This window comes from Mycobacterium sp. DL440 (assembly GCF_011745145.1).
GTDB lineage: Bacteria > Actinomycetota > Actinomycetes > Mycobacteriales > Mycobacteriaceae > Mycobacterium.
Genome location: NZ_CP050191.1, coordinates 4,924,718 through 4,951,017, shown reverse-complemented (window position 1 = coordinate 4,951,017; position 26,300 = coordinate 4,924,718). Strand labels below are relative to the sequence as shown.

19 protein-coding genes are annotated in these 26,300 nt (G+C 66.9%); 6 read left to right on the top strand and 13 right to left on the bottom strand.

Annotated features, from left to right (window positions below; genetic code table 11):
* Window positions 1-229: 229 nt before the first annotated feature.
* The 5 genes from HBE63_RS24155 to HBE63_RS24135 all read right to left on the bottom strand — a co-directional run bounded on the left by HBE63_RS24155 (window position 230) and on the right by HBE63_RS24135 (window position 12,849).
* Window positions 230-3,442: an arabinosyltransferase domain-containing protein gene (locus HBE63_RS24155; RefSeq protein WP_166907003.1), complete on the bottom strand. Its 3,213-nt coding sequence runs from the start codon at window positions 3,440-3,442 to the stop codon at window positions 230-232.
* Window positions 3,439-6,705: an arabinosyltransferase domain-containing protein gene (locus tag HBE63_RS24150; protein WP_243858263.1), complete on the bottom strand. Its 3,267-nt coding sequence runs from the start codon at window positions 6,703-6,705 to the stop codon at window positions 3,439-3,441. Before HBE63_RS24150 ends, HBE63_RS24155 begins: the two co-directional genes overlap by 4 nt.
* A gap of 213 nt (window positions 6,706-6,918) precedes the next feature.
* Window positions 6,919-10,197: an arabinosyltransferase domain-containing protein gene (locus tag HBE63_RS24145; protein ID WP_371814807.1), complete on the bottom strand. Its 3,279-nt coding sequence runs from the start codon at window positions 10,195-10,197 to the stop codon at window positions 6,919-6,921.
* On the bottom strand, window positions 10,187-12,085 hold the full coding sequence (locus HBE63_RS24140) for a galactan 5-O-arabinofuranosyltransferase (protein ID WP_166907001.1): 1,899 nt from the start codon (window positions 12,083-12,085) through the stop codon (window positions 10,187-10,189). The genes HBE63_RS24145 and HBE63_RS24140 overlap by 11 nt, the downstream gene beginning before the upstream one ends.
* The gene (locus HBE63_RS24135; protein ID WP_166907000.1) at window positions 12,085-12,849 is read right to left on the bottom strand and encodes a decaprenylphospho-beta-D-erythro-pentofuranosid-2-ulose 2-reductase; all 765 of its coding nucleotides are present in this window, start codon (window positions 12,847-12,849) and stop codon (window positions 12,085-12,087) included. Before HBE63_RS24135 ends, HBE63_RS24140 begins: the two co-directional genes overlap by 1 nt.
* Window positions 12,850-12,987: 138 nt before the next feature.
* On the opposite strand from HBE63_RS24135, the gene HBE63_RS24130 reads away from it, so the two are divergent.
* Together HBE63_RS24130 and HBE63_RS24125 are read left to right on the top strand one after the other, a co-directional pair.
* Window positions 12,988-14,058 carry an oxygenase MpaB family protein gene (locus tag HBE63_RS24130; protein ID WP_166906999.1) on the top strand — a complete coding sequence of 357 codons (1,071 nt, stop codon included), beginning with the start codon at window positions 12,988-12,990 and terminating at the stop codon, window positions 14,056-14,058.
* Between the two features lies 1 nt (window position 14,059).
* Complete coding sequence (locus HBE63_RS24125; protein ID WP_166906998.1) at window positions 14,060-14,683, top strand: TetR/AcrR family transcriptional regulator; 624 nt, start codon at window positions 14,060-14,062, stop codon at window positions 14,681-14,683.
* A 68-nt stretch (window positions 14,684-14,751) separates the two neighbouring features.
* On the opposite strand, the gene katG is transcribed toward HBE63_RS24125, so the two are convergent.
* The 4 genes from katG to HBE63_RS24105 form a co-directional block, all read right to left on the bottom strand.
* Window positions 14,752-16,956 (bottom strand): catalase/peroxidase HPI, encoded by a 2,205-nt coding sequence (katG, locus tag HBE63_RS24120; protein WP_166906997.1) that lies wholly within the window; start codon window positions 16,954-16,956, stop codon window positions 14,752-14,754.
* Window positions 16,957-16,990: 34 nt separating this feature from the next.
* Window positions 16,991-17,395 (bottom strand): Fur family transcriptional regulator, encoded by a 405-nt coding sequence (locus HBE63_RS24115; protein ID WP_166910135.1) that lies wholly within the window; start codon window positions 17,393-17,395, stop codon window positions 16,991-16,993.
* Between the two features lie 139 nt (window positions 17,396-17,534).
* The gene (locus tag HBE63_RS24110) at window positions 17,535-18,917 is read right to left on the bottom strand and encodes an FAD-binding oxidoreductase (protein ID WP_166906996.1); all 1,383 of its coding nucleotides are present in this window, start codon (window positions 18,915-18,917) and stop codon (window positions 17,535-17,537) included.
* Window positions 18,918-18,955: 38 nt separating this feature from the next.
* Window positions 18,956-19,378 (bottom strand): GtrA family protein, encoded by a 423-nt coding sequence (locus HBE63_RS24105; protein WP_166910133.1) that lies wholly within the window; start codon window positions 19,376-19,378, stop codon window positions 18,956-18,958.
* A gap of 48 nt (window positions 19,379-19,426) precedes the next feature.
* On the opposite strand from HBE63_RS24105, the gene HBE63_RS24100 reads away from it, so the two are divergent.
* The gene (locus HBE63_RS24100; protein WP_166906995.1) at window positions 19,427-20,053 is read left to right on the top strand and encodes a trimeric intracellular cation channel family protein; all 627 of its coding nucleotides are present in this window, start codon (window positions 19,427-19,429) and stop codon (window positions 20,051-20,053) included.
* Here HBE63_RS24100 and HBE63_RS24095 read toward each other — a convergent pair.
* Window positions 20,050-21,462, bottom strand: a complete 1,413-nt coding sequence (locus HBE63_RS24095) for a PLP-dependent aminotransferase family protein (RefSeq protein WP_243858261.1) — start codon at window positions 21,460-21,462, stop codon at window positions 20,050-20,052. The two genes, HBE63_RS24100 and HBE63_RS24095, sit on opposite strands and share 4 nt — an antisense overlap.
* 49 nt (window positions 21,463-21,511) lie before the next feature.
* Between HBE63_RS24095 and HBE63_RS24090 the strand changes: the two genes are divergently transcribed.
* The 3 genes from HBE63_RS24090 to HBE63_RS24080 all read left to right on the top strand — a co-directional run bounded on the left by HBE63_RS24090 (window position 21,512) and on the right by HBE63_RS24080 (window position 23,756).
* Complete coding sequence (locus tag HBE63_RS24090; RefSeq protein ID WP_166906993.1) at window positions 21,512-21,982, top strand: carboxymuconolactone decarboxylase family protein; 471 nt, start codon at window positions 21,512-21,514, stop codon at window positions 21,980-21,982.
* Window positions 21,983-22,575: 593 nt separating this feature from the next.
* Window positions 22,576-23,223 carry an MspA family porin gene (locus tag HBE63_RS24085; protein ID WP_166906992.1) on the top strand — a complete coding sequence of 216 codons (648 nt, stop codon included), beginning with the start codon at window positions 22,576-22,578 and terminating at the stop codon, window positions 23,221-23,223.
* 113 nt (window positions 23,224-23,336) lie between these two features.
* Complete coding sequence (locus HBE63_RS24080; protein ID WP_166906991.1) at window positions 23,337-23,756, top strand: pyridoxamine 5'-phosphate oxidase family protein; 420 nt, start codon at window positions 23,337-23,339, stop codon at window positions 23,754-23,756.
* Here HBE63_RS24080 and HBE63_RS24075 read toward each other — a convergent pair whose 3' ends face one another.
* The 3 genes from HBE63_RS24075 to HBE63_RS24065 are packed head-to-tail and all read right to left on the bottom strand — an operon-like array spanning window position 23,757 to window position 26,297.
* The gene (locus HBE63_RS24075; RefSeq protein ID WP_166906990.1) at window positions 23,757-24,587 is read right to left on the bottom strand and encodes an ABC transporter permease; all 831 of its coding nucleotides are present in this window, start codon (window positions 24,585-24,587) and stop codon (window positions 23,757-23,759) included.
* On the bottom strand, window positions 24,584-25,510 hold the full coding sequence (locus HBE63_RS24070; RefSeq protein WP_243858259.1) for a glycosyltransferase: 927 nt from the start codon (window positions 25,508-25,510) through the stop codon (window positions 24,584-24,586). Before HBE63_RS24070 ends, HBE63_RS24075 begins: the two co-directional genes overlap by 4 nt.
* A complete protein-coding gene (locus tag HBE63_RS24065; protein WP_166906988.1) occupies window positions 25,500-26,297 on the bottom strand; it encodes an ABC transporter ATP-binding protein in 798 nt (265 codons plus the stop codon). Before HBE63_RS24065 ends, HBE63_RS24070 begins: the two co-directional genes overlap by 11 nt.
* Between the last annotated feature and the right edge of the window lie 3 nt (window positions 26,298-26,300).

The following is a 26,300-nucleotide window of genomic DNA, read 5'->3' as shown; positions in this document are numbered from 1 at the left end:
CCATCCACAAGTTGTCCACAGGGCATCGATATTGGCTGATATGCCGCGCTTACGACTGCAGACCCGCGATGAACCATGCCTACACCATGCTCACCGACGGTCCGATACGCGACTACCAGGCCGAGGTGTCGTTCACGGCCGAGCGGCGCTCCTGACGCGCGAATGGCCAGTTATGACACGGTTTTCGTAGCACACGTGTCACAACTGGCCACTCGACGCCCGACCAGCGTTACGGCTTGATGCGGATACGGCCCGGCTTGTAGAGCCCGGAATGTGTTGCTGTCCCGAGTTCGACCTCCGCAGGAACCGCGTCGACGATGGTGTCGAACTTGCGCAGCGAACCCCAGTCCCGGCCCCAGTCCTTGTTCAGGTAGGTGGCCATCACATGCTGGCGCAGCAGCAGATCGCTGATACCCAGCAGGCCGCCGTTGATGCCGTCCTCCCAGGTGTCGGTGTCCTTCATCTTGGCGTTGTAGTCCGGGGTGATCCGGAACTTCGGCACCTCGGTGACACCGTTGGCGTGCAGCATCGGCTGTTGGCACGGGAAGGCCAGACCCACGGCCCAGTCCATCAGCACCGGCTGCTGTGAGCCGATGTACTCCTGCACAGTCTTGACCTCGGGCACCCGTGGCGGGGTGACTGCGATCCAGTCGCCGAGGCTCAGCGACTTGTCCTCGGCGATCACCCGGACAAACGTGGCGTCGGCCGGGATCTCGCTGCGGTCGAAGCGCAGGTTGCGCCAGGACGGGATCGGCCCCAGGTCGTAGGGCGTCACGCGTCCGGCCGGCACTGCGGCACCGTCGGGCCCGGGCCGTCCGTACTCCAACTCGACCGGCTGGCCCTCGGTGCGGCCGTTGAAAATGCTGTTGCCGGTGATGGTTCCGGCCGCGGTGACGACGACCAGCGGGTGGGCGGCGTCGGGGGCGGGTAGTTGGTACCAGGCCGAGGCCAGCTTGCTCTCCTGCTGGGCAGGGCCCTCGACGTAGCTGCCGGCCAGCGGTACCCGGGCCGGATCGAGCCCGTAGGGCAGTGGCACGGTCGACCCGTTGATTCCCGGCGTCTTCAGTTGGGTGGCCGCATTCCAGTCGGCGTCGATGCCCGGCATCGGGACGGTGATCCGAATCGCCTCGGCGACAATGTGGTCCGGCACCCCGTTCGGGGTGAACCCGGTCGGTGCGGTACCGCCCAGCGGTCCCAACGGGCCGTACTCTCCGGGTGCCGGGGTCAGGAAGCCGTCGTTGGTGTCGGGTTCGACCAGCACATCGTCGGCCAGGCCGCACCCTCCGGCGAAGGCCCGCAGGTTCGAGGACGCGTTGGAGTAGGTGCCGTCCTGGCGCACCACGCCGTAGAGCATCGAACCGACGAACACCACGACCATGAACCCGGCCGCGAGCGGCACCGGCGCGCTCGTCAGTGCCCGCGCCAACCGACCTTCGGCCGAGGGTCTCAGGTGCAGCCAGTACGCCCAGAGCGCGGCGATGGCGAACAACGCGAAGAAGATGGCGCTCACCGTGATTCCGCCGATGTTGGGCTTGTCGTTGTTGAACGGCACGCCGTAGCTGGATACGTACCACCAGCCGTTGGTGGTGGCGAAGCACAGGGCGAGCACGAACAGCACCGCGGCAGTGAAGGCCATCCGGTTGCGCGCCGAGCGGAGTACCGCCGGCCCGGCCAGCACCGTGACCACCGCGGCCATCGCCGCACCCACGGCGGCGAACAGCCCGAAGTGGTGCACCCACTTGGTGGGGGTGAACATCAGGCAGAACATGGTGGCGAAGATGATGCCCATCAGTCGCCACACCGGCCCGCGGGCCACACCGGGAACCCGCTTGCGCCGCAACATGATGAACAGTGAGGCGAACAGGCTCAGCGCGGTGATGATGAAGCCGAACCGCCGCGACAGTGAGCCGTCCACGGTCGGCAGGATCAGGTAGTAGTAGCGCAGGTTCTCGGTGTACCACTCCTGGCTCGGGCCGATGGCGGTACGAATCCGGGTGGCTTCCAGCACCGTTGCCAGCGTCTGGTCGGCGAACACCACGGTCAGGATCACCGTGCCTGCGGCCAGCAGGGGCAGCACCAGCGGCCACACACCGAGCGCCCGGCGGCGGCGCACGAGGATGCGCAGCAGCGGACGTCCACCGGCCAGCAGCGCGGCGACGGCGATCAGGCCGGTCGGCTGGATGCCCAGGGTGAATGCCGCCGAGATGATCGCCATGGCGGCCGGTGTGAGGCGCCCGGAGATGATGGCCCGTTCGATCAGCACGTAGGTGATCAGGGCGCCGGTGGCGATCTGGCCCTCGGGGCGCAGGCCGTTGTTGAACGGCATCCAGGCCGCCATCAGCACCAGGCCGGCGGCCCACAGTGCGGGCTTGGACGCGATCACGGCGGGGCCGAGTCGCGGCAGCACCTCACGCGACAGCAGCAGCCAGCAGACCAGCGCACAGATCAGGTCGGGCAGTCGCATCCAGATACTGGCGTCGCTGACATGGGTCATCAGGGCCAGCAGGTTGTAGAACCAGCCGAACGGGTCCTCGGGGCTGCCGAACCAGCGGAAGTAGTTCGACATGTACCCGGCGTGGTCGGCCACCCGGGCCATCTGCAGGATGTAGCCGTCGTCGGACGAGTTCGCGCCGATCACATGCCAGGTCAGGAACCCGCCGACCACCACCGCATCGACGGCGCTGAAGGTGCGCCAGCGTGACGGGATCAGGTGGTGCATGCGCCGTCCGTCGAGGCGGTCCAGCCGCCACAACGCCAGCAGCGCAACCACGGTGGCGGCGATCCCGAGCAGGATCGCCACCAGCTTGAGTGCGGTGGGTTTGGAGGTGAACCGGGTGTCGATCGTGGCGGACAACGAAAGACCTTGCGGCGCAGCTCCGCTCAACTCGGTGAAGACACCGACGATCTGGGGCCGCAGGTTCGGGTCGGCGAAACCGGTGCGCAATTCCTTGCCGTCGCTGCCGGTGAGCCCGACAAATGTGGCGAAGGTGCCCGCATCCGACGAGGTGATCTCGATGCTGGAACATCCGGGCGCACCGCCGGCTCCGGCGACCTTGTCCCGCGTCACGCTCGCGATCACGACGTTGCGGTCGGTGATGTCGACTCGCTTGGCGTTGACGTTGACGAACAACGCGTTGAGCGCGGCCTGTCTGCCCTCCTTGGGGGCGGTGCCGAGCACCATCGCCCCCTCGGGCGGCACCGAGCGGATCACCTCACACGGGATCGTCACCGACATGGTGACGGGCGTCTGGGTGATCAGCGGCGCGGTGACGTCGTTGAGCTGACCCTGTTGGGGCCAGTTGAGCGTCGCGGTGGTCTGCACCACCGGCAGCAGCGGTGTGGCCACCGCGCACAGGAAGCCGATGAGTCCCGCGATCATCGCGACCCAGCGGGTCAGCTGAACGTCCTTGTCGGCGCTACGTTCGCGCACGGTCGTGCTCATGGCAGGGCCCGGATCGGGCCGGGCCGGCTGAAGCCGAACACTCGTTGGGTTCCCTGATCGATCGCGGCGACGGGCGCCTGGCCGGCGGGCACCACCGGGTCGTATTTCTCGATCGAGCCCCAGTCCCGGTACCAGTCGTCACGCAGATACGTCGGAATGGTCGACGTGCGCAGCAGCGCCTGGATGAAGAGGAAGGGACCACCCTTTTGGGCGGACTGCCACATGTTCGACGACACCACCACTTGCTTGACGTTGGGAAGGATGCGGTACTCCGGCAACTCGGCGACACCGAGATGTTCGGAGAACGGGCGCTGGCACGGGAAATTCGCGGCGGTCGCGATGTCCATCAGCACCGGGGTCTGCGCGCCGAGGAACGCACTTGCGGTCTGCAGGGTCGGCACCCGCGGGGGGGTGAAACCGAACCACTGATCTTCGGACAGGTTGGGGTCGTCGGCGACGATCCGGGCCACGTTGGCCTCCGGCGGTGCCCAAGCGAGCGGGAAACGCAGGTTGCGCCAGGCGTATTGGGCGAACACGTCGATCGGCTGGACGGCACCCAGGGCGGTGAAGCTGCCATCGGGACGGTGCACGCCCCACTGCAGTTTCAGCGACTGGCCGTAGTGGAACTCGTGTTCCTCGTCGTAGTACCAGATGGCGCCGGCGGCGGCGACGGTCACGAGTGGCCGATCCGCGGTGCGGGGCGGCAGCTGGTACCAGGCCGAGGTGGCCTTGGCAGCGACGGTGTTCTCTTTGTAGCTGCCCATCACCGGAGTGCGGGCCGGGTCCAGGCCGAACGGCAGGTACACCCGGGAGCCGTTGACGCCGACGGGCCCGTAGCCACCGCCGGTGCCTGCGGCGTAGGCGATGCCGACGTTGGGCTTGTTGGGTGAGCCGTCGGAGTTCACCGTGCCGGGGTTGGCGACGACGGGTTTCGGCGGTTCCAGAGTGTCGCTGATTCCGTTGGGGGTGAACCCGACCGGGTTCTCGCCGCCCAGCGGCCCGTACTCGCCGTAGGTCTGGCCTTCCACCGGTTGCAGCGTGCCCGCGTTGATGTCGGACTCGACGAGTACGTCGTCGGCCATGGCACAGCTGTCGGACGACAGCCCCGAGGTCAGCGCTGAGAAGTTGGCCGCCGCCGTGGTGTAGCCGGGGTAGCGCTGGACGAAGCCCTTGGCCATCGAGCCGACTTCGAGCACCACCATGATGGTGGCGACCACGAGCAGCGGGGTCGACGCCAGTGCCCGGTTGCGCCGGGTGTCGGCCACCTCGGTGTGCCCGGCGTAGTCGATCCGGAAGTGCAGCCAGCCGGCCAGCACGGCGGTGACGATGGCCAGTGCCAGGAAGATGGTGGTCACCGGGAACCCGGCGATCACCGGTTGGCGGTCGAACCAGGGCACGCCGTAGTTGCCGACGTAGAACCAGCCGTTGGTGCCGGAGGTGGCCCAGGCGAGCACGAACAGCAGCGCGGTGACGTAGAGGGCGAGGTTACGTCGGCTGTGCAGGCCCACCAGGGCGAAGGCGAACGCCGTCACGGCCCCGAGCGCGGCTGCCAACCCGGCGAAGGCACCGAACTGCACCGCCCACTTGGTCGGGGTGAAGTGCAGCAGCAGCAGGCCGACGGCGGTGGTGCCGATCAGTCGCCAGACCGGGCCGCCGGCCAGCCCGGGGACCCGGCCCTTGCGCAGCAGGACCGCGATCATCCCGAACAGGCACAGCATCATCGTCAGGACCGCGAATCGCCGGGTCAAGGAGCTGTCGACGGAATCTTCGACGGTCAGGAAGTAGTACCGCAGGAATTCCTGGTACCACGAGATGGTCGGCCCGACGGTGTACTTGATCCGGGCCGATTCGGCGACGCTGGCCAGGGTCTGGTCGCGGAACACCACGACGAGGATCAGTGCCGCCGAGCCGGCGAGTGCGGCCAGTGCGGGCCGGGCGATCTGCCGGGCCTTGATGATCCTGACGACGGTGCGTGCGCCCACCAGCAGCGGGGCCAGTGCGATGAGGCCCTGCGGGGCCAGGGTCACGCTGAACGCCGCCACGATGATCGCCAGGCAGGTCGGCCATAGGCGGTGTGTCGCGATGGTGGTCTCGACGAGTGCCCACACCGCGAGCACCCCGAAGGCGATCAGCGGTTCGGGACGCAGGCCGTTGTTGAACGGGAACCAGGCGGCCAGGAACACCGCACCCGCGGTCCACATGGTGACCCGGTTGAGCGCGACGCGCCGTCCCAGCCGGGGGAGCACCCACCGGCTCAGCAGCAACCAGGTGCCGATGCCGGCCAGGGTGGCGGGCAGGCGCATCCACACGCCGGCCGTGCTGATCGCCGCGAAGTGGCCCAGCACCGACTGGTACCAGTCGAACGGGGCCTCGGTGGTGCCGAAGTAGCGGAAGTAGTTGGTGGTGTACCCGGCGTCGGAGGAGACCCGCGCGATGGTCAGGTTGTAGCCGTCGTCGGAGGAGATGGCGCCGATGACGTGCCACACCAGCAGGCCGCCGATCACGCCGATGTCGGCGATCCAGGTGGCGAGCGGAACCTTCACGAAGCGACGCCAGCCACGGCCGACCCGATGGCCTCCGCGGCGGTCAAGCACGGCCAGCGCCACGATCGACGCCACTACGCACAGCACGCCGAGCGCCATCACCAGCAGTTTCAGCGGGGTCGGGGAGGTGATGAACCGGGTGTCGATGTCGACGCGGGCGCTCAGCCCGGGCTGCGGCGCCATCTTCAGATCGGTGAACAGACCGGCGACCTGGGGCTTCTTCTCGACGGCCGCGGTGCCGGTGGCGCCGGGGATGCCGACGAAGTCCGCGCCGACTCCGCCGAGGTTGGCCCACAGGTGCAGGGCACTGCAGCCGCCCGCGTCGATCGCCGCGCGGGGGGCGACGGCGGCCACCGAGTCGCGGAACGCCACCACCACGGTTTCGGCATTGGCCCGGACAAACAGGCCGTTGCGGCTGGCGTCGATGCCGCCGGACGGGATGGTGGAAAACACCAGGCCGCCCTCGGCAGGCAGTGACGCCATCGCCGAGCAGGGAATGGATACATCGAGGGACTGTGGGGCGCCCGACACCAGCGGGGCCGTCACCGCAGTGACGTTGCCTCCGGCGTCGGTGCCCTGCGGCCACAGGATGGTCGCGGTGGTCTGTTTGACGGGCAGTAGCGGCACCAGCGCGCACAGCACCACACCCGCGATGCCCGCGATGATGGCGATCAGGCGTGCGATGCCCACAACACGGTCGGTTGGCTCATCGGAAGGCACGAGGCTCGATGTTATGCGACCCGCATGTGAGCCCCGGCCACCGTCGCCCTTTTGGCGAGAGTGTGTGTGAACTTCTCATCAAGCGGCGCTCACTGAGAGGTCCCAGGGGGCCTCGTAGGTGCTTGTGCCGCGGATCGCGGTCAGTATGTGACTGCTGTCCGCGGCGTAGTGCTCGACACCGCAGACGACCGACCTGGCGCTTAACGCGAAGTTCTAACTGTGCCGCAGCGGCGCCGGGCTCCAGAGCCCGCTGCGGATGGCGGTGCCCAGGTCCAGGCGGGCCGTCGTGGCGTCCGGGTACCAGGGTGTGAGCCGTTGCAGCGAGCCCCAGTCCCGGAACCAGTCGTCCTTCAGGTACGTCGGCACGCTCGACGGCCGCAGCAGTAGTTCGGCGATGCCCAGCGGGCCGCCGCCCAGGTAGTCCATCACCGGCGAGTTGGCCTCGGCGCCGAAGCGGTCCGGCAGGATCCGCCACTTGGGCACCTCGGTGACGCCGTACTGATGGCCGAACGGCCGTTGGCACGGGAAGGCCAGGCCCACCAGCCAGTCCAGCAGGACCGGGTCCTGCGAGCCGACCACGTCCTGCAGGCTGCGCAGCTGCGGGATGCGCGGCGGGGTCACCGCGATCCAGTGCTGGGGCGCCAGGTCGTCGTCTGAGGCGACCAACCGGATCTGGGTGGCCTCGCGCGGGATGGCCGCCAGCGGGGCGCGAAGGTTGCGCCAGGCCGGGGCGGCGCCCACGTCGGCGAACCCGACACCGCCGCCGGGCTTGTTCTCGGCGGCCTGTGCGTCGGTGGCCCACTGCACCACAACCTCGCCTGGATCGAAGCGGCCCGCGGCCGAGACGACCAGCAGGGGGCCGGCCTTGTCGCGGTCGGGCAGCCGGTACCAGGCCGAGCGCATGACCGAGGGCTGCTGGGTGCCGGCCCGCCAGCTGCCGAGTACCGGAGTGGTGGCGGGGTCGAGGCCGTAGGGCAGCCGAGCCCGGGATCCGTTGACCCCGGCGGCGGCGGTGGTGCCGCCTTCGGTGCCCACTTCGCTGCCGGTCACGGTGCCCGAGTCGGTGTCGGCGAAATTGCCTGCGCCGGGCTGTTCCATCACCGGGTCGGCCGAGACGTCCGAGGGGATGCCGTTGGGGCCGAATCCCTGCGCGGTGACCGCACCGAGGGCCTGTCCGGGCGGCTCGCTGATCGGTGCCAGCAGGCCGGCGTTCGTGTTCTCCTCGACCATCACGTCGCTGGCCAGCCCGCAGGACTTCCCGGCGAGGGCTTCCAGATTGGAGCGCCCGACCGACCAGGCCGGGTACTGGTTGATCATCCCCAGGGTCAGCGAGACCACCTCGAACATCACCAGCACCCACGCGGCGATGGCCAGCGGTGATTGCACGATCCGCTGCCAACGGCGCTGCGGGACGTCCGGGGACTTGTCGTGACCGCTGAAGTGGAACCAGGCCGCGCCCAGCAGGGCCAGCACCGACAACCCGAGCAGGATCGTGGTGAACCCGAACTTCCACTCGGGGAACGAGTTCGACCAGGGGACCCCGAAGTTGGCGACGTACCACCAGCCGTTGACCGTCGCGAACGACAGCGCCACCACGAACAGGACGAGGGCGGCGAACATCGACCGGTTGCGCCGGGATTTCATTGCCGCGGCCGTCACTGCGACGGCTGCCAGCGCGCCGAGGGATCCGGCCAGCCCGGCGAACACGCCGAAGTGATGGGTCCACTTGGTCGGGGTGAACATCATCGCCAGGAACGAGATGATCGTGATGCCGACGATGCGCCGGCTCGGACCGGCGGCGGTGCCCGGGATGCGACCCTTGCGCAGGGTCATCGCCACTGCCACCGCGAGCGCCACCAGCAGGGTCAGCACCGCGAAGCGTCGCGCCACCGAGCCGTCGGGGCTCGAGGTGAACAACCGCGAGTAGCGGATGTGCTCGTCGAACCAGGCCAGGCTGGGGCCGACGGCGGATTTGAAGGTGCTGGCCTGGATCTCGCCGGCCAGGGTCTGGTCGCGGAAGATCAGGATGATCGTCACCGTGCAGGCGGCCAGGATCGGGGCCAGCAGCGGGAGGTGCCCGAAGCGTGAGGTATGCCGGGCCACAATGGTTTTCAGCGGTCCCACGGCGACCAGCAGGGCGCCGACGGCGGCGATACCGGTGGGCCCGGAAAACAGGGTGAGCGCGCCGATGATGATCGCGACGGCCACCGGCAGCATGCGGTTGGTGGCCACCCCGCGTTCCACCGAACACCAGGTCAGTAGGATGCCGAGGGCGATGATCGGTTCGGGGCGCAGGCCGTTGTTGAGCGGCAGCCAGAACGCCAGGAACATACCTGCCGCGGTCCAGGCGGCCGCACGGTTGGTCTTGACGGCACGGCCGAGTCGCGGCAGCACCTCGCGGCTGATCACCCACCAGCAGGCGAGCGCCATCACGAGCGTTGGCAGCCGCATCCAGACACTGTTGGTGGAGACGTGGGCCCACAGCGCGAGCAGGTCGTAATACCAGCCGAATGGCGCTTCGGGGGTGCCGAACCAGCGGTAGTAGTTGGCCATGTAGCCGGCGTGTTCGGACACCCGGGCCATGGTCAATATGTAGCCGTCGTCGGAGGTGTTGGCCCCGACGAAGTGCCACCACACCAGGACCGCGGTGACCAGCCCGTCCAACGGTGTCATCGACCACCAGCGGGGCGGGAGGAAGCGCCGGTGCCGGACGCCGTCGGCGGTGTCGAGACGGTGCAGGGCACCCAGCGCGAGGATGGTCATCGCCACCCCGATGATCATCGCCAGCATCTTGAGCAGCGTCGGGGCGCTGCTGTAGCGCGAGTCGATGGTGGCCGAGAACTTCAGGCCCTCGGGTGCGGGCCCCGACAGGTCGGTGAAGACGCCGACGATCTGCGGGCGGAAGTCGTAGCCGCCGCGCTCACCGCGCAACGGTGCGGTGGGGTGGTCGGCGGTGTCGCTGGCGTCGGCCTGGGTGAGCCCGACGAATTCACCGGTCACCTTGTCGGCGTGCGCAGTGAACGTCAGGGATTGGCATGCCGGGCTGAGTACCGCAGCCAGTGGTGCGCTGATCACCGGGGTGTTGCGCACGATGACCAGCAGGTCGTTGTTGACCCGCTCGATCAGCAGGCCGCGGTCGATGGCCTTGGGTGCCTGCTTGGGCACGGTCGACAGCAGGACCGTCTTGCCCCGATTCTCGGGCCCGGCCAGCCCGGCGGCGGCCTGGCAGGGCACGGTGATGGTCAGGTCGGTGGCGACGTAACCGATCAGCGGAGCGTTGATGCTCTGCCACGTGCCGTTCTGCGGCCAGTTCAGGTGGGCAGTGGTCTGCTTGACCGGAAGCAGCGGAGTTGCGACCGCCATCAATACGCCGAGCAAACCGGCGACGATCGCGATGAGCCGCACCGTCCGGTGGTTGCTGCCGGCGGTTCCCCGCGGTCCCGTCACGGGCTCTGATGCTATCGGCGTGGGAGCGCCGGAACTAATGGCCATCGGGAGTTGGCTTTCTGATCGCCAGAACGAACGGGCCGATGTCGGTCACCTCGAAACGTGGATCTTTGAACAGTGCCGCGTCGAGCGCCACGTGATAGCGGCGCACGTTGGGCTGGTTGGGGTAGACGTCGGAGGCCAGGCGCAGCGTGTAGGTGTCGTTCGCGCCGTGGCGCATCAGGAACACGGTCGGCGCCTTCCATGGCATCTCGTCGAGCGCCTTCACGAACTGGTCGGCCTCGCTGAGCGTGGCCCAGCCCTCGATGGCCTTGGCGCGCTTGTCGAATTCGGCCAGCGGGTTCGCGTAGTGCGAGGTCAGGCCCTGGAACCCGTAGTAGGGGTAGTACGACAGGAAGCTGTAGTCGGCGGTCAGCACCACGGTCTGGTTGCGCGGCACTCCGGTGACCTCGGCGATCTTGGCGTCGATCTCGCGGTAGTAGCGCTCGGCCCCGGGCGCCCGGCGGTCTGCCCGCTGCCCGGTTCCGTCGGTGTCGGTGTAGGCCACGTTGATGTCGGGGCGGAGCACGTCGGGAATGTCCTGGCTGAAGGTGACGGCGCCGATCACGCCGACGGCGGCGGCCGCGATGGTGACGCGCTGCGCGGTCTCCGGCTGGTAGCGCCGTGCGATGGCCTGCGTCGCCTCGATGAACCCGAACGCGCCCGCGGTGGTGAGCAGCACGGTCAGTGCGGGCTGCAACCGGAAGGACAGCAGGGTGGTGCCGGCCAGCGTGGTCAGCATCGACAGCAGCGACCAGGCGTAGACGGCGAGCACCGCGATGGCCAGCGCCCCGGCCCGCGTCGAGGATCGGGCGCGGACCACCAGCCACAGTGTGCCGAGCATGCACAGCGCGCCGAGCAGCGTGAAGCTCAGCATCGGGAAGGTCAGCTGGGCGCCGGCGTCGGGCAGATAGTGCTGGGCGGTGCCCTTCTCGGCGGGTGTTCCGCGCAGCGCGGCCAGCAGGTACGGGCCCCAGGTGATCAGGGCGATCGCCCCGGAGATCAGGGCGATGACCAGTAGACGCAGCAGGGGGTCGATCCGGCGCCGGGCGATCGCCAGCACCAACGCCATCAAGGCCAGCGTGAACGCGCAGTAGGCCAGCAGCAGGGTGTAGAAGAGGGCGGCGAAGCCGAGGAAGATCCCGACGCCGATGACGGCGGCCCAACCCCCGTTGCGGGTCTTACCTCGCAGCCCTGACCAGGCCAGTACGAACACCGGCGGCAACAGCACGGTGATGATCGCGGCGTAGGGCTCGGTGGAGGAGTAGGCCAGCACGGCGGCGGTGCTCGCGGTGGTCACGATCAGCGCGTATTCGAAGCGAATCATGGTTGCCCACAACACGAAAGCGAGTGCCACGGCGATGGTGATCGAGACGATCGACCAGGGCTTGAACATCTCCCAGGCCGGGGTGCCGGTGGCCGCGGCGATACGCCCGCCCATCCAGAACCAACCGGCCGGATAGTAGGGCGGCAGCCCGAAGTAGGTCATGTCGTGCAGACCTGGGGCATCGGCCAGCCGGGTCAGGTATTCGGTGCGGAACTGCTGGTCGACCGAAACCCCGAACAGGTAGAGCTTGGTGGCGCCCAGTGGCATCGCCAGGGTGACCACCGAGAAGGCCGACAGGAAGATCAGGCCGGCCAGCCGGGCCAGGGTGCGCCGCCCGCGCCGCCAGATCAGGCCCGCCGCGAAGATTCCGGCCAGCGCGCCGACCTGGCCCACCGTGGTGAGCGCATGCAGTTGGTTGGACGTGTTGTAGGCCGGCCACTGGACCTGGGCGATCGCCGCGATCGACACCCCGGCCACCGCCGAGGCGAGCATCAGGGCGATCACCATGTGTCCGGCCACCCTGGCCGGACCGGCCACGCCCGTCGGCGTGTGGGGTCCGGCCGGCATTAGATGGGAAGCTTGCGGAAGATGGACCGCGGGACGTGCCGCAGAACCATCATCACGTAGCGGAACGCGCCCGGCGCCCACACCAGTTCTTTGCCCTTGGCCGACGCGGTGACGGCAAGGTTGGCGACGTATTCCTTGTCGACGGTCAGCGGGGCTTCCTTGACGTGGGCGCTCATCCGGGTGCGGACCTGCCCGGGCCGGATCACCAGCACCCGCGGTCCGTATTCGCGCAGCGCCTCGCCGAGGCCGAGGTAGAACCCGTCGAGGCCGGCCTTGGTGGAGCCGTAGACGAAGTTGGATCGGCGCACCCGCTCGCCGGCGGCCGAGCTCATCGCGATGATCTGGCCGTAGCCCTGCGCCCGCATTTTCTCGCCGACCAGGACACCGACCGAAACCGCTGCGGTGTAATTGATTTCGGCGATCTGTACAGCTTTGCGTTGGTTCTGCCACAGCTCTTCGGCATCGCCGAGCAGGCCGAACGCGACGATCGCGACATCCACGTCACCAGCGGCGAACGCCTTGTCGATGACGTCGGGGTGGGTTGCTGTGTCGACCGCATCGAAGTCGATGACCTCTACTGAACTGGCACCCGCCTTGCGCAGCTGGGCCACCGCGTCGTCACGGCCCGGATCGCCGGGCAGGGCGGCCAGCACGATGCGGGCGGAGCCGTCGCGCAAATAGCGCTCACAGATCGCGAGCCCGATCTCTGAAGTGCCGCCGAGCAGCAGAATCGTCTGGGGGTTACCTACGGCGTCGAACACCATCTAGCGCAGCTCCAAGCCTCGTGGGACATCGTGACGAGGGTACCGTGCGGTTTCCGCCGAAAATCCGAGCGCAGGGTCTTGACCCCATTTCCTACACGACGTAGCTTTTTTCTACATCGTGTAGGAAATGGGGAGATCATGACGATCCGTGAATGGCTGACGTTGCCCGAGACGGAACCGGGGGAGGACTACGGGTTCTTCGGCCCCGGTTCGGTGACGTGGAAGGTGTGGAGTTATCCCACCTCGCTGTCGATCGGATTCCAGCGTGCCGTCGTCATCGAAGAACTCGACCCCGCGCTCGTCGCGGCGGTCGACAAGACCCACGAGATCTATTCGCGGCCGCGCACCCGGTACGACCGGACGCTGCGCTACTTCGCGATGGTGGCGTTCGACGACAGTCGCTCGACCACGAAGGCCGCCGATGTTCTGGTCAAGATTCACTCCAAGGCCATCGGCACCGACCCGGTCACCGGGAAGACCTACGACGCCAACCATCCTGATTCACAGTTGTGGATCCACCTGACCGCGTGGCATTCCATCCTGGTGGCCTACGAGAAGTACGGCCCAGGGCCGCTGTCGCCCGAAGAGGAGTTGCAGTACTGGCGAGAATGCGCGATCGCCGCCGAACTTCAGACCTGCGATCCCTCCGACGTCCCCCTGACCCGCGAGGGCATCCGGGAGTACTTCGAGCAGATGCGGCCCCAGCTGATCGGCTCGGACATCGCCCGGCAGGCGATGCATCACCTGCTGGGTGCCGAGGTGATGTTGCCCAGGATGCCACTGCTGCTGCGTCCGGGCACCACGGTCATCACCGCGTTCCTGCGTCGCGGCACATTGGCGACGATGCCGCGCTGGATGCGGGAGATGGCCGGGCTCAGCACATCCCGGGTTCTCGACGCGCTGGCCGTGCTGCCGCTGCGGGTCGGGTTCAGGGTGATCGCGACGAGTACCCGGCTCGAGTTGATCCTGCTGAAGCTGCTCTCTCCGGCGACCCTGCCCATCGGCGCGCGGGTCCTGCTGTCCGTGCCGCCGAAGGACCCCGTCACCACGACGCCGCGCGAGGCGCAGCGTCGCTACGGCTACGCCGCACCGAGCCAGGCGCACTTCGAGCTTCGCGACCGGCAGGCGGTCCGGGTGTTCGGGGAGGGCCGCGCGCCGAGCGACGAGGGCATTCTCGAGTCGCAACCGATCCTTGGCACGATCGGTTGACATGAACGAAGCCGCACTCGCCAACCGGGGCCGCGCCGAGCACCTCGGCCCGGATCGGCGCCGCCCCCAGGTGCTGGACACTGCGTTGGACATCGCCGCGCATCGGGGCCTGGCTGACGTGACGATGGGAACCATCGCGCAGCGTCTGGGCGTCACCCGACCGGTGGTCTACGCCTGCTACCCCGGTCGCGGGGAAGTGCTTGCCGCGCTTCTGGATCGGGAAACCGATGGGGTGCTGGCGAGCCTGCTCGAACTATTGCCGCCACAGCGCACCGGCTCCATCGAGCAACTGTTCGTCGACGGGTTTCATGCACTTCACAGCACTGTGCGTGAGCGTCCTGCCTCGTGGCGGATCATCTTCGCGGCCGATCCCGACCCGGTGCTGACCGCCGCGATCGTCGGCGGTCGCGAGCGCATCCGAGGACAGCTCGCCACGGCCATGCGCCCGCTGCTGCAGCGGTGGCAGGTGGCCGATGTCGATGTCACGCTGCCCATGCTGGTCGAGGTGTTCCTGGCGATCTGTGAAGCGGCCGTCCGCAAGATGCTCGCCGACGATGGTGACTCGGAGTTGGTGGCCGAAACGTTCGGCAAGGCGGCATATCGGGCCGTGCGCGCAAAAGGCTAGGGCCACAACGCAACAACACCCCGCGAGCCGAAGCCCGCGGGGTGTTGCGTTAGTTGTCGGTCAGTCGATCAGGCCAGATCGAACCGGTCGTTGTCCATCACCTTGGCCCAGGCTGCGGCAAAGTCCTTGACGAACTTCTCCTTGGAATCGTCCTCCGCGTACACCTCGGCCAGCGCCCGCAGCTGCGAGTTCGAGCCGAACAGCAGGTCGACACGGCTGGCGGTGTACTTAGGGGAGCCGCTGGCGCGGTCGGTCCCGACGTAGGTGCCGTCATCGGCAGGCGCGGGCGCCCACTTGATGCCCATGTCGGTCAGGTTGACGAAGTAGTCGTTGGTCAGCTGACCCTTCTTGTCCGTCAACACACCGAGCTCCGAGCCACCGTGGTTGGCGCCCAGCACGCGCAGGCCACCGATCAGCACGGCCAGCTCAGGGCCCGACAGGCCCAGCAGGTTGGCCCGGTCGATCAGCCGGTACTCGGCCGGCAGGCTGTCGCCCTTGGCCACGAAGTTCCGGAAACCGTCACCCTTGGGCTCCAGGTAGGCGGACGACTCGACGTCCGTCTGCTCCTGCGAGGCGTCGCCCCGGCCCGAGGTGAACGGCACCGCGACGTCGAAACCGGCGTCCTTGGCCGCCTTTTCGACACCGACGACACCGCCGAGGACCACCAGGTCCGCGAAGGACACCCCGGTGTTCGACGCGGCCTGGATCTCCTCGAGCTTGGCGATCACCGGGGCCAGCTCCTCGGGCTCGTTGACCTCCCAGCCCAGCTGCGGCTGCAGCCGGATGCGGCCACCGTTTGCACCGCCACGCATGTCGCTGGAGCGGAACGACGCCGCCGCCTTCCACGCGGTGTCCACCAACTGCTGGACCGTCAGCCCCGAGTCGGCGATGGCGGCCTTGAGCGTGGCGACATCGGCGTCGCTCAGTGCCTTGCCGGCGGGGATGATGTCCTGCCACAGCCAGGTCTGCTTGGGCACCAGCGGTCCGAGGTAGCGGGTCACCGGACCCATGTCGCGGTGGATCAGCTTGAACCAGGCCTTGGCGTACTCCTCGGCCAGCTCCTCCGGGTGGTCCAGCCAGCGGCGGGTGATCTCACCGTAGATCGGGTCGAACCGCAGCGAGAGGTCAGTGGTCAGCATCGACGGGTGCGTCTTGCCGGTGCCCTGGGCCATCGGTACCGAATTGGCCCAGCCGCCGTCCTTCGGCCGCCACTGATTGGCGCCCTGCGGGCTTTTGAACAGCTCCCACTCGTTGCTGTAGAGGATCTCCAGGAACGAGTTGTCCCACTTGGTCGGGGTGTGGGTCCAGGTGACCTCGATGCCGCTGCTGACGGTGTCGTTGCCGACGCCGGGGTTGGCCCAGCCCAGGCCCATCTGCTCCAGCGGTGCTGCCTCGGGCTCCACGCCGTTCTCGATCTCGGTGGCGCCGTGGGTCTTGCCGAAGGTGTGGCCGCCGACGATCAACGCCGCGGTCTCGATGTCGTTCATCGCCATCCGGCCGAACGTCTCGCGGATGTCGATGGCTGCCGCCAGGTAATCCGGATTGCCCTCGGGGCCTTCGGGGTTGACGTAGATCAGGCCCATGGTGGATGCGCCGAGCGGGTTCTCCAGCTTGGTGCGGTCACCGTCAGATCCTGCATACCGTTCCCGGGTGCCCAGCCATTCGTGCTCGGCGCCCCAGTAGATGTCCTCCTCGGGCTCCCAGAAGTCCGGGCGGCCGAAGGCGAAGCCCGCGGTCTTGAAGCCCATGTGCTCCATCGCCCGGTTGCCGGCGTAGACGATCAGGTCGGACCACGAGATCTGCTTGCCGTACTTCTTCTTCAGCGGCCACAGCAGGCGGCGGGCCTTGTCCAGGCTGACGTTGTCCGGCCAGCTGTTCAGCGGGGCGAAGCGCTGCATACCGCGCCCGCCACCGCCGCGGCCGTCCTCGACCCGGTAGGTACCCGCGGCGTGCCACGACATGCGGACGAACAGCGGACCGTAGTGCCCGAAGTCGGCGGGCCACCAGTCCTGCGAATTGGTCAGCAGCTCATCGAAATCGCGCTGGAAGGCCGCGACATCGAGAGACTTGACGGCCTCGCGGTAGTCGTAGCCCTCGTCCGACGGGTCGATGGCAGGCGGGTTCTTCTGAAGGATCTTCAGATTGACCGCGTTGGGCCACCAGTCGCGGTTGCTGCCGCCCTCGACGGGGGGCTTGATGACCATGGGACAGCCGCTTTCGGCGGGTTCGGTTTGTGCTTCACCAATCGGGGGGTGAGTTTCGGCGTCGGCCATGACAAATCCTTTCCGGGGCTGGCGGGTTAAGGGGTTATCTACTTGGAGCAATGGAACATTCGGGGCACGTGCCCCAATAGATGACCTCGGCTTCATCGATCTCGAAACCGTGGTCGTGTGACGCGGTCAGGCATGGGGCCGACCCGGCCGCGCAGTCCACGTCGGCGATTGCGCCACACGATCGGCACACGACGTGGTGATGGTTGTCGCCGATCCGTGATTCGTACCGGGCGACCGAACCGGATGGTTGGATACGCCGCAACAGAGCTGCTGCGGTCAGCGCATGCAACGAGTCATAGACGGCCTGGTGCGAGACCTCGGGCAGGTCTTTGCGCACCGAACGGATGATCGTGTCCGTATCGGCGTGTGGGTGCGCATGGACCGCGTGTAGCACCGCCACTCGGGGGCGGGTCACGCGCATGTCGGCGTTTCGCAGCATCTGCTGGAAGTCCGCGGTTGTCGCCACGGACCGAAGTCTTATCCCTTTTCTGGAATTAGTCAAGAATAAAATTCTCGCCAATTCGAGAGGGCTCAGACGAGCGCCGAACGGTCGGCGTGTGGGTGTGCCGAGCGGACCGCTAGACGAGCTCCAGACGACGTGCCATGTCCGACACGAACAGGCCATCGGGGTCGACCTTGCGGCGCACGGCCAGCCACTCTTCGATGCGCGGGTACATGGCGTGGAACGTGGCCGCGGTGGTCCGCGAGTCCTTGGCGGTATAGAGCCGGCCGCCGAATTCCATTACGCGGCGGTCCAGTTCGGTGAGGAACTCGCTCAGGCCGGGCTTGATCCGGAAGTCGACGCAGACGTTCCACCCGGGAATCGGGAAGCTCAGCGGAGCCTGGTTTCCCGGGCCGAACAGCTTGAACACGTTGAGCCACGAGTAGTGCCCGGAGCGCTGGATGTCGACCATGATCCGCTTGAACTCGTCGACAGCCTCGGTGGGCACCACGAACTGATACTGGGCGAAACCGGCCGAGCCGTAGGCCCGGTTCCATTCCCCGACCATGTCCAGGGGGTGGTAGAACTGCGTCAGGTTCTGGGCCTTGCCCCGGTAGGTCTTGCCCAGCCGATACCACCCCTCGGTGAGGGCGCCGAAGATGTACTTGTTGCCCAGGCCGTTGGGGAAGATGTCCGGCGCAGTGAAGTACTGCGGCGCATCGAATTTCAGCGGATCGCGCTGGAGTTTGGCGGGCAGTTGGTCCAGTTTCGCCAGCGAGCCGCGGGAGATCACCGCGCGCCCCAGCTTGGGCGGGGCGCTGATCGCGTCGAACCACGCGGACGAATACGTGTAGTTGTCCTCGGTGCCGTCGCTGTGGAACTCGATGGTCTCGTCGAGGCCGTGCGTGACATCGCCGTCGGCGATGAAATACGCGGTCTCCGTGGGGGTCATCTCGATCGTGGCCCGCAGGACGATGCCGGTCAGGCCGTTACCGCCGACCGTGGCCCAGAACAATTCGGCGTCGGGACCGTCCGGAGTGAGTTTGCGGATCTCGCCATTGGCGGTCAGTAGATCGATCGAGCGCACGTGGTTGCCGAAGCTGCCTGCGCTGTGGTGGTTCTTGCCGTGGATGTCACAGCCGATGGCGCCGCCGATGGTCACCTGGCGGGTGCCAGGCAGCACCGGTACCCACAATCCGTGGGGCAGTGCAGCCCGCATCAGTTGGTCGAGGTTCACCCCGCCGTCCACGTCGACCAGCTTGGTGCCGGCATCGATCGAGTGGATCTGGTTGAGCCCCGACATGTCGATGACGAGCCCGCCGCCGTTCTGCGCGTTGTCGCCGTATGAGCGGCCCAGGCCGCGGGCGATCACACCCCGGCCCTTCTGCTCGGCGGCCCGCGTGACGGCCTTGACGATGACCTCGGGATCGCTGGTAGAGAGCACCTGTGCCACGGTCGGTGCGGTCCGGCCCCAGCCTGTCAGGCGCTTGGGAGTGGTCGGCAAATCGGTAGTCGACATCGGTAAGGAGAGTACCCGGCAGTAACCGGTGCCGGACCTCAGTGCAGTTTGAAGATCACCGCACGTTGCACGATGAAGTTGATCACGGTCGCGGTGCCCTGGGCGATGACAAAGGCCACCGGCACCCGCCAGGGCTGGTTCTCGAACTGCATGTAGAACACGAAGTTGATACCCACCTGCACCGCGTAGGTGAGTGCGTAGAGGACGCAGACCGCGATGAACCGGGCCCTGCTGGGCGGCGCCTGGAAGGTCCAGCGCCGGTTGATCAGGTAGGCGGTGGTGGTGCCGGCGATGAAGCTGATGGTCTTGGCGACGTTGACCCGGATGTCCTCGTCGACGTGCCAGATTGTGGCGAACAGTCGAAGGAAGGTGACGTACAGGCCGAAGTCAACAATCGCGGCCAGTCCGCCGGTGACGAGGAACCGGAACGCTTGCGTTTTGAGGTCCAGGGTCGGGGACATTACGGGCTCAGCCACCCAGGCAGCTTAGCGAGGGCCTAACGTTCAGTCGTGTTGCAGACGGTGCTCAACGACCTCGGGATCGCGGTGTTCGCGTCGTCGGGGGTCATGGTCGCGATCCGCAAGGGCTTCGACCTGTTCGGTATCGCGGCGCTGGGCGTGTTGACCGGTGTGAGCGGCGGGGTGATCCGCGATCTCTTCCTCGGCGTCCATCCGCCCGTCTCCATTCAGCACTGGCCGAACATCACCGTTGCTCTGGCGGCGACTTTTGTGGCCACCCTCACCGCCAAGTATCTGATTCGGTTCAACCACATCGTGCTGCCACTGGACGCGATCGGTATGGGGTTCTTCGCGACCTCCGGCGCGGCGTTCGCCGTCGACCATGGGGCCAGCTGGTTCGCGGCGGTGCTGATCGGCATGACCACCGCGATCGGCGGCGGCATCATCCGGGATGTGCTGGTCCGCGAGATCCCGATGTTGATGCGGCCGGATGATCTGTATGCCGTCCCGGCAATGATCGGTGCGACGACATATGCGGTCATCGACTATTTCGGCCCACAGTGGATCGGACTGGCGGTGGGCACGGTGGTGGCGACGACGCTGCGCTTGGCCGCGTTGATCTTCGGCTGGCGGCTGCCCACCGGGCCGTCAGACCTGATCGTGGGCGAGGATTCCTAACGCAACGCGGCTGACAGCACGCCGCAGAGCGCGTCGACCGCGGGCCCGAAGGCGTGTTCGGCGGGCGCCCCGAAACCGATGATGATCCCGTCGGGATCCGGGGTATCGGGTCCGGCCTGCGGGTGACGCATCAGCGACAGCCCGTGCAGCGCGATGCCGGCCTCACCGGCCCGGCGCAGCACCTCGGGTTCGGCCCCGTCGGGAAGGGTGAGCAGCATATTCACTCCAGCCGCCAGCCCGCCGATGCCCAGATTGAATCCGGCGAGTGCGGTGGCAAGGGCGTCGCGTCGCCGTCGGTAGCGGTTGCGCATCCGGCGGATGTGCCGGTCGTAGCCGCCGCCACGGATGAAGTCGGCCAAGGTCAGCGCCGTGAGGGCGTCGACGTGATACTGCGCCCCACCGGCTGCCGCGATGACCGGATCGATCAATGCCTCCGGCAGCACCATCCAGCCGACGCGCATCACCTGCGCCATGCTCTTACTGGCCGATCCCAGGTAGACGACCCGTTCTGGGTTCAAGGACTGCAGGGCGCCGACGGGCTGGCGGTCGTAGCGGAACTCGCCGTCGTAGTCGTCGTCCAACGCGTATCCGTCGGTCCGTTGCGCCCAGTCGATGACCGCTGTGCGTCGGACCGGGTGCAGTGCCATGCCGAACGGGCTCTGATGCGCGGGAGTAAGTAGTACGGCCGGGGTGTCGAGGCGCTCCAGGTCGCTGATCACCGCGCCGTGCTCGTCGACGCCGATCGGCGTCGTCGGTACCCCCAGCGCCGCAAGCACGTCGCGGAAGATGAACAGCCCGTGAGCCTCCACCGCGATGGGTCGCCGGCTGCCCAGGACCCGGCCCACCAGGTCGACGCCGTCGCGAACCCCGGAGCAGATCACGATGGATTCCGGTGTCGCGCGCACTCCGCGCGCCCGGCCCAGGTATTCGGTGAGCGCCTCGCGCAGCACCAGCGGTCCGCGTGGATCACCCATTCGCAGTGCTGACACAGGTGCGTCGGTGATGGCCCGCCGGGCCGATGCCAACCAGGCCGACCGCGGAAACTCGGATACATCGGGCGAGCCCGGCATCAGGTTGTGCCGAGGCGTGACGGGAATGCGGCGCGGTCGCGGCGCCGGCCGCGCAGTTGTGGCACGCGCGACCCAGGTGCCTGCCCCCTGGCGGGAGGCCAGCCAGCCCTCGGCGACCAACTCCGCATAGGCCTCGGCGACGGTGTTACGGGCCAGCCCCAGATCGGAGGCCAGCGTGCGTGACGGCGGCAGCCGCGTATCGGTGCTCAACCGGCCCGTTCGGATTCCCTCCCGAAGTGCGGTGATCAGCTGCTCGCGCGCGGTGCGGCTGCCGGGCTCGATCCTCGTGCGCAGCTCGAGGTGAAGGTCCCGGCTACCAAAATTGGCCCGCGAAGTCACTTCAGTATTGAACCATCTAGGCGGTACTTTCTGGCCTAGCGTTGGTGGCATGACACAGACACTCGAACCCGCCACGACCGTTGACCGCCTCAAGATCTACAAGGTTTCTCCCGAGCTCTACGACGCGATGATGACGCTGTCGAATGCCGCCGCCAAGGACGTCGACCCCACGATCGGCGAGCTCGTCAAGATCCGGGCATCGCAGATCAACCACTGCGCGTTCTGCCTCGACATGCACACCCACGACGCCCGCAAGCAGGGCGAGACCGAACAGCGGCTCGCACTCATCGCCGCCTGGCAGGAGGCCGGTGACCTGTTCACCGAACGTGAGCAGGCGGCGCTGGCCCTGGCCGAGGCCATCACCGAACTGGGCGACGGCCATGTTCCCGACGCGGTGTATGCGCGCGCCGCCGAGGCCTTCACCGAACGCGAGCTCGGCCAGGTGATCGCGATGGCGGTGACCATCAACGCGTGGAACCGCATCAACGTCACCGTGCGGATGCCCGCCCCGCGACGGTGAGGCACCAAAACCCACTTCCGCGGGGCGTCGTGAGTGTGATGTCGGCCACAAATTGGAATAACGGTTGTGAAACCGCCGAAGGATCTTCGGCGGTTCAGTTAATCCGGGCGTTGGGTGGCGCGTAACGGGCCGTTTACCCAGCAAGCGCAAACCCGGAGTGGTCGGCTGGCCGGCCCGCGATATTGACGACCGTGACGGCAATCCTTCTGCTCAGCGTGATTGTCTGCCAGACCTTCCACGGAAATGGCGAAACGGCAGTTCCGACGCTGTAGTGGGGTCTTGTCTCGGCTTCCTTGTGCCGGCGGCGTGCAACCGCGACGGCCCGTGCCCACAGGTAACGGACAGCGACGGTGTGACGCAAGCCGGTGCTGGTTCAGCAAACTTTGTGCCAAGGTTTGTCTGCTCGGTGGCCGGAAACCGTTGCCGTTGCTGGCCGGGTGTTGCCCGGTTACGTTTTCTCCTGCCAATCATGAGCAGGGCATGAGAACCGGATGTGACCTCCCTAATCGGGTAGTGGATCGCCCACGTATCTCTGGGGTGGGGACCCTGGTTGGTGAAGAACGAATCGGATCGCCGACACAGCTAGGGAGAACATGAAGGCATTCAGTCGGGTGCTGGTCGCATTGGTGACCGCAATGGCAGGGGTCTTCGCCGGCCTCTTCATAGGCACGGGCACTTCTCATGCGGGTCTGGACAATGAACTGAGCCTGGTTGATGGTCAGGATCGGACTCTGACCGTTCAGCAGTGGGACACCTTCCTCAATGGTGTGTTTCCGCTGGACCGCAACCGGCTGACCCGTGAGTGGTTCCATTCCGGTCGCGCCAAGTACACCGTCGCCGGCCCGGGGGCCGACGATTTCGAGGGCACCTTGGAGCTGGGTTACCAGATCGGCTTCCCCTGGTCGCTGGGTGTGGGGATCAACTTCTCCTACACCACCCCCAACATCCTGATCGACGATGGTGACATCACCGGCCCGCCGTTCGGCCTGGAGTCGGTCATCACCCCGAACCTGTTCCCGGGTGTGTCGATCAGTGCGGATCTGGGCAATGGCCCCGGTATCCAGGAAGTGGCGACGTTCTCGGTGGATGTCAAGGGCCCGGCCGGCGGTGTGGCGGTGTCCAATGCGCACGGCACGGTGACCGGTGCGGCCGGTGGTGTGCTGCTGCGTCCGTTCGCCCGCCTGATCGCCTCGACCGGTGACAGCGTCACCACCTACGGCGAGCCCTGGAATATGAACTGAGCACATGAACGTCACGTTCATGAACGTCCAGTAGTCATCCTGCCGATCGGCGCGTCCCGCTTCTCTCGAGGAGCCGGGCGCGCCGATTGCCATTTCGGCGCTACGGTGGCCTCATGACGCCGCAGAGCCCGGTTTCGGTGCTCGGGGAGGACGAGTGCTGGCACTTGTTGTCCAGCGTCACCCTGGGCCGGTTGGTCGCGACGATGGGCACCAGGCTCGAAATCTTCCCGGTCAACTTCGTCGTTCAGCACCGCACCGTGTTGTTCCGGACCGCGGAGGGGACCAAGTTGGTCTCTGCGCTGTTCAACGACCGGGTGCTGTTCGAAGTCGACGATCACAATGTCTCCGGCGGGTGGAGTGTGATCGTGCGGGGCGAACCGCGACTGCTTGAGGCACCTGATGAGATCGCCGAGGCTGAGAGTGGCCAGTTGTTGTCGTGGATTGTCACCACGAAACGCCGCTACGTCCGCATCCAGCCGAAGGAGATCTCCGGACGCAGGTTCGTGTTCGGCGGCGCGCCTGCGCCCTGGTGACTACACCCAGTACGGGACGCGTGCCCGGTACTGGCGCATCGCGATTGCCGCGAAGCCCCAACCGATCGCTGTCAGGACCAGCACCACAATCCAGTGCCGCGCTTCCTGATCGGCGCCCAACAGCGGGGCCCGCACGATGTCGAGGTAGTGCAGCAGCGGATTCAATTCGACGATCTTGGCCCACGATCCGGCGCCCTGCTGCTGCAGTGTCGACTCGTTCCAGATGATCGGAGTCATGAAGAACAGCAGCTGTACCACCGAGGCCAGCAGCGGACCGATGTCGCGGTAGCGGGTGGCAAGGATGCCGAAGCAGATCGACACCCATACGCAGTTCAGCACGATCAGCCCCAGCGCCGGGATGACTGCCAAATCGACCCATTTCCAAGGCTTCGGATAGACGATCGCGATCACCACGAAGATGACGATGTTGTGGCCGAACAGGATCAGCTGCCGCCACACCAAGCGGTAGACATGTACCGACAACGGGGTCGGAAGTTGTTTGATGAGGCCCTCATTGGCGATGAACACCTCGGAGCCCTCGAGGATCGAGGCGTTGATCAAGTTCCAGATGATCAACCCGAGCGTCACGTACGGCAGGTGCTCTTCGAGGGGGAGCTTGAACAGTTTCGAGTACAGCAGGCCCATCGCCACCGCGGTGGTACCGGTGGCGATGGTGATCCAGAACGGGCCGAGCACACTGCGCCGGTAGCGCTGCTTGATGTCCTGCCAGCCCAGGTGCAGCCACAGTTCGCGCTTGCGGAAACCTTCGGAAAGATCGCGGATTGCGCGGGTCATGGTCTTGGACTCGGACGCTGCGTCAGTGAACGTCATCTGCTGCTCCTCCCGTCGCTTCGCTCGCCCCGAAAAAATCTTTCGCTCCTGCCCAGCCGCCGCAGGCGAATCCATTCGCGCAGACCCGCCGGGTCGCGGCGGGACACCAGGAAGTACCAGCCGAACCGCACCCACTCCTGCGGCAGCAGTTTGCGCAGACCCGGCTGGGACAGCAGGTAGCCGCGGTTGCGGTAGGTGAAGTACCGCTTCGTCTCGTCATCGGGGTACTGGGTGTGCATCCGGCCGCCGAGGATCGGTTTGAACTCATCGGTCCCGCACGGGTGCAGATAGCTTGCGGTCAAACAAGTTCCGAACGGCAGGCCGGAGCGCACCAACCGCCGGTGCAGTTCGACCTCGTCGCCGCGGACGAACAGGCGCAGATCCGGGACGCCGACGGACTCCACCGTGGCGGCCCGGAACAATGCGCCGTTGAACAGTGAGGCGATACCGGGCAGCAGATCACCCTCACCCTCGGTGCGTAACTCGCCGACCAGGCGCCGCCACGCCAGCCCGCGGCGCAGCGGGAACGCCAGGCGCTCCGGATCATCGAGGTTGCACACCATGGGTGAGACCTCGGCCAGGCTGTACTGCTCGGCGCAGGCCAGCAGGGTGGACAGGACGGTGTTGTCGGCGGGGCGGCCGTCGTCGTCGGCCAGCCAGATCCAGTCGGCTCCCTGAGCCAAGGCGTGCAGCATGCCCAGCGCGAAACCGCCTGCGCCGCCGAGGTTTCGGCGGGAGCCGAGATAGGTCGCCGGTACCGGCTGGCCCAGGACCAGTTCACGCACGGCCTCGTCGTCGTCGTTGTCGACCACGATCAGGTGATCGGGTTTGCGGTCCTGGTTGACCACCGCGGCCAACGATAGGGTGAGTAGTTCACGACGTCGGTGCGTGACGATGACGGCACAGACGGACTCAGGCTCCACGCGCCGTTTCCTCCAACACCTCGCGCACATGCCGGGCCGCATCCGGCCCCTCGTAGGCGCCGACGACCTCCTCGATGCCGCCCGTCATCTTGATGGTGCCGTGGTCGATCCACATCGCCGTCTTGCAGAGCCTGGCCAGGAATTCGTTGGAATGGCTTGCGAACACCAGGATTCCGGACCGCTCCACCAGGCTCTGCAGGCGGGTTTGCGCCTTCTTGAGGAAGTCCGCGTCGACCGCGCCGATGCCTTCGTCGAGCAGCAGGATCTCGGGGTCGATGCTGGTGACCACGCCCATCGCCAGGCGCACCCGCATACCGGTCGAGTAAGTGCGCAGCGGCATCGACAGGTACTCGCCGAGCTCGGTGAACTCGGCGATTTCGTCGACCTTGGCCAGCATCTGCTTGCGGGACTGCCCGAGGAACAGGCCGCGGATGAGGATGTTCTCGAACCCCGAGATCTCGGGGTCCATCCCGACGCCGAGGTCGAACACCGGAGCCACCCGGCCACTCACCGTGGCTGAGCCTCGTGTCGGCTCGTAGATGCCCGAAAGCAGCCGCAGCAGTGTGGATTTACCCGCGCCGTTGTGGCCGACCAGCCCGACCCGGTCGCCCATTTTCAGCGACATCGTGATGTCGCGCAGAGCTTCGATGACGACGACGTTGGACTCGTTGCGTCCGATGGCACCGCCGGCCTTACCGAGGAACGCCTTCTTCAGCGAGCGCGTCTTGGCATCGAAGATGGGGAACTCCACCCATGCTTCGCGCGTCGAGATAAACGGATCAGACAACAG

Excerpts from the sequence above, each read along its gene's own strand:
- HBE63_RS24155 (WP_166907003.1), bottom strand. The coding sequence starts at position 3,442 with ATGAGCACGACCGTGCGCGAACGTAGCGCCGACAAGGACGTTCAGCTG.
- HBE63_RS24145 (WP_371814807.1), bottom strand. The coding sequence starts at position 10,197 with ATGGCCATTAGTTCCGGCGCTCCCACGCCGATAGCATCAGAGCCCGTG.
- HBE63_RS24140 (WP_166907001.1), bottom strand. The coding sequence starts at position 12,085 with ATGCCGGCCGGACCCCACACGCCGACGGGCGTGGCCGGTCCGGCCAGG.
- HBE63_RS24135 (WP_166907000.1), bottom strand. The coding sequence starts at position 12,849 with ATGGTGTTCGACGCCGTAGGTAACCCCCAGACGATTCTGCTGCTCGGC.
- HBE63_RS24130 (WP_166906999.1), top strand. The coding sequence starts at position 12,988 with ATGACGATCCGTGAATGGCTGACGTTGCCCGAGACGGAACCGGGGGAG.
- HBE63_RS24125 (WP_166906998.1), top strand. The coding sequence starts at position 14,060 with ATGAACGAAGCCGCACTCGCCAACCGGGGCCGCGCCGAGCACCTCGGC.
- katG (WP_166906997.1), bottom strand. The coding sequence starts at position 16,956 with ATGGCCGACGCCGAAACTCACCCCCCGATTGGTGAAGCACAAACCGAA.
- HBE63_RS24115 (WP_166910135.1), bottom strand. The coding sequence starts at position 17,395 with ATGCTGCGAAACGCCGACATGCGCGTGACCCGCCCCCGAGTGGCGGTG.
- HBE63_RS24110 (WP_166906996.1), bottom strand. The coding sequence starts at position 18,917 with ATGTCGACTACCGATTTGCCGACCACTCCCAAGCGCCTGACAGGCTGG.
- HBE63_RS24105 (WP_166910133.1), bottom strand. The coding sequence starts at position 19,378 with ATGTCCCCGACCCTGGACCTCAAAACGCAAGCGTTCCGGTTCCTCGTC.
- HBE63_RS24090 (WP_166906993.1), top strand. The coding sequence starts at position 21,512 with ATGACACAGACACTCGAACCCGCCACGACCGTTGACCGCCTCAAGATC.
- HBE63_RS24085 (WP_166906992.1), top strand. The coding sequence starts at position 22,576 with ATGAAGGCATTCAGTCGGGTGCTGGTCGCATTGGTGACCGCAATGGCA.
- HBE63_RS24080 (WP_166906991.1), top strand. The coding sequence starts at position 23,337 with ATGACGCCGCAGAGCCCGGTTTCGGTGCTCGGGGAGGACGAGTGCTGG.
- HBE63_RS24075 (WP_166906990.1), bottom strand. The coding sequence starts at position 24,587 with ATGACGTTCACTGACGCAGCGTCCGAGTCCAAGACCATGACCCGCGCA.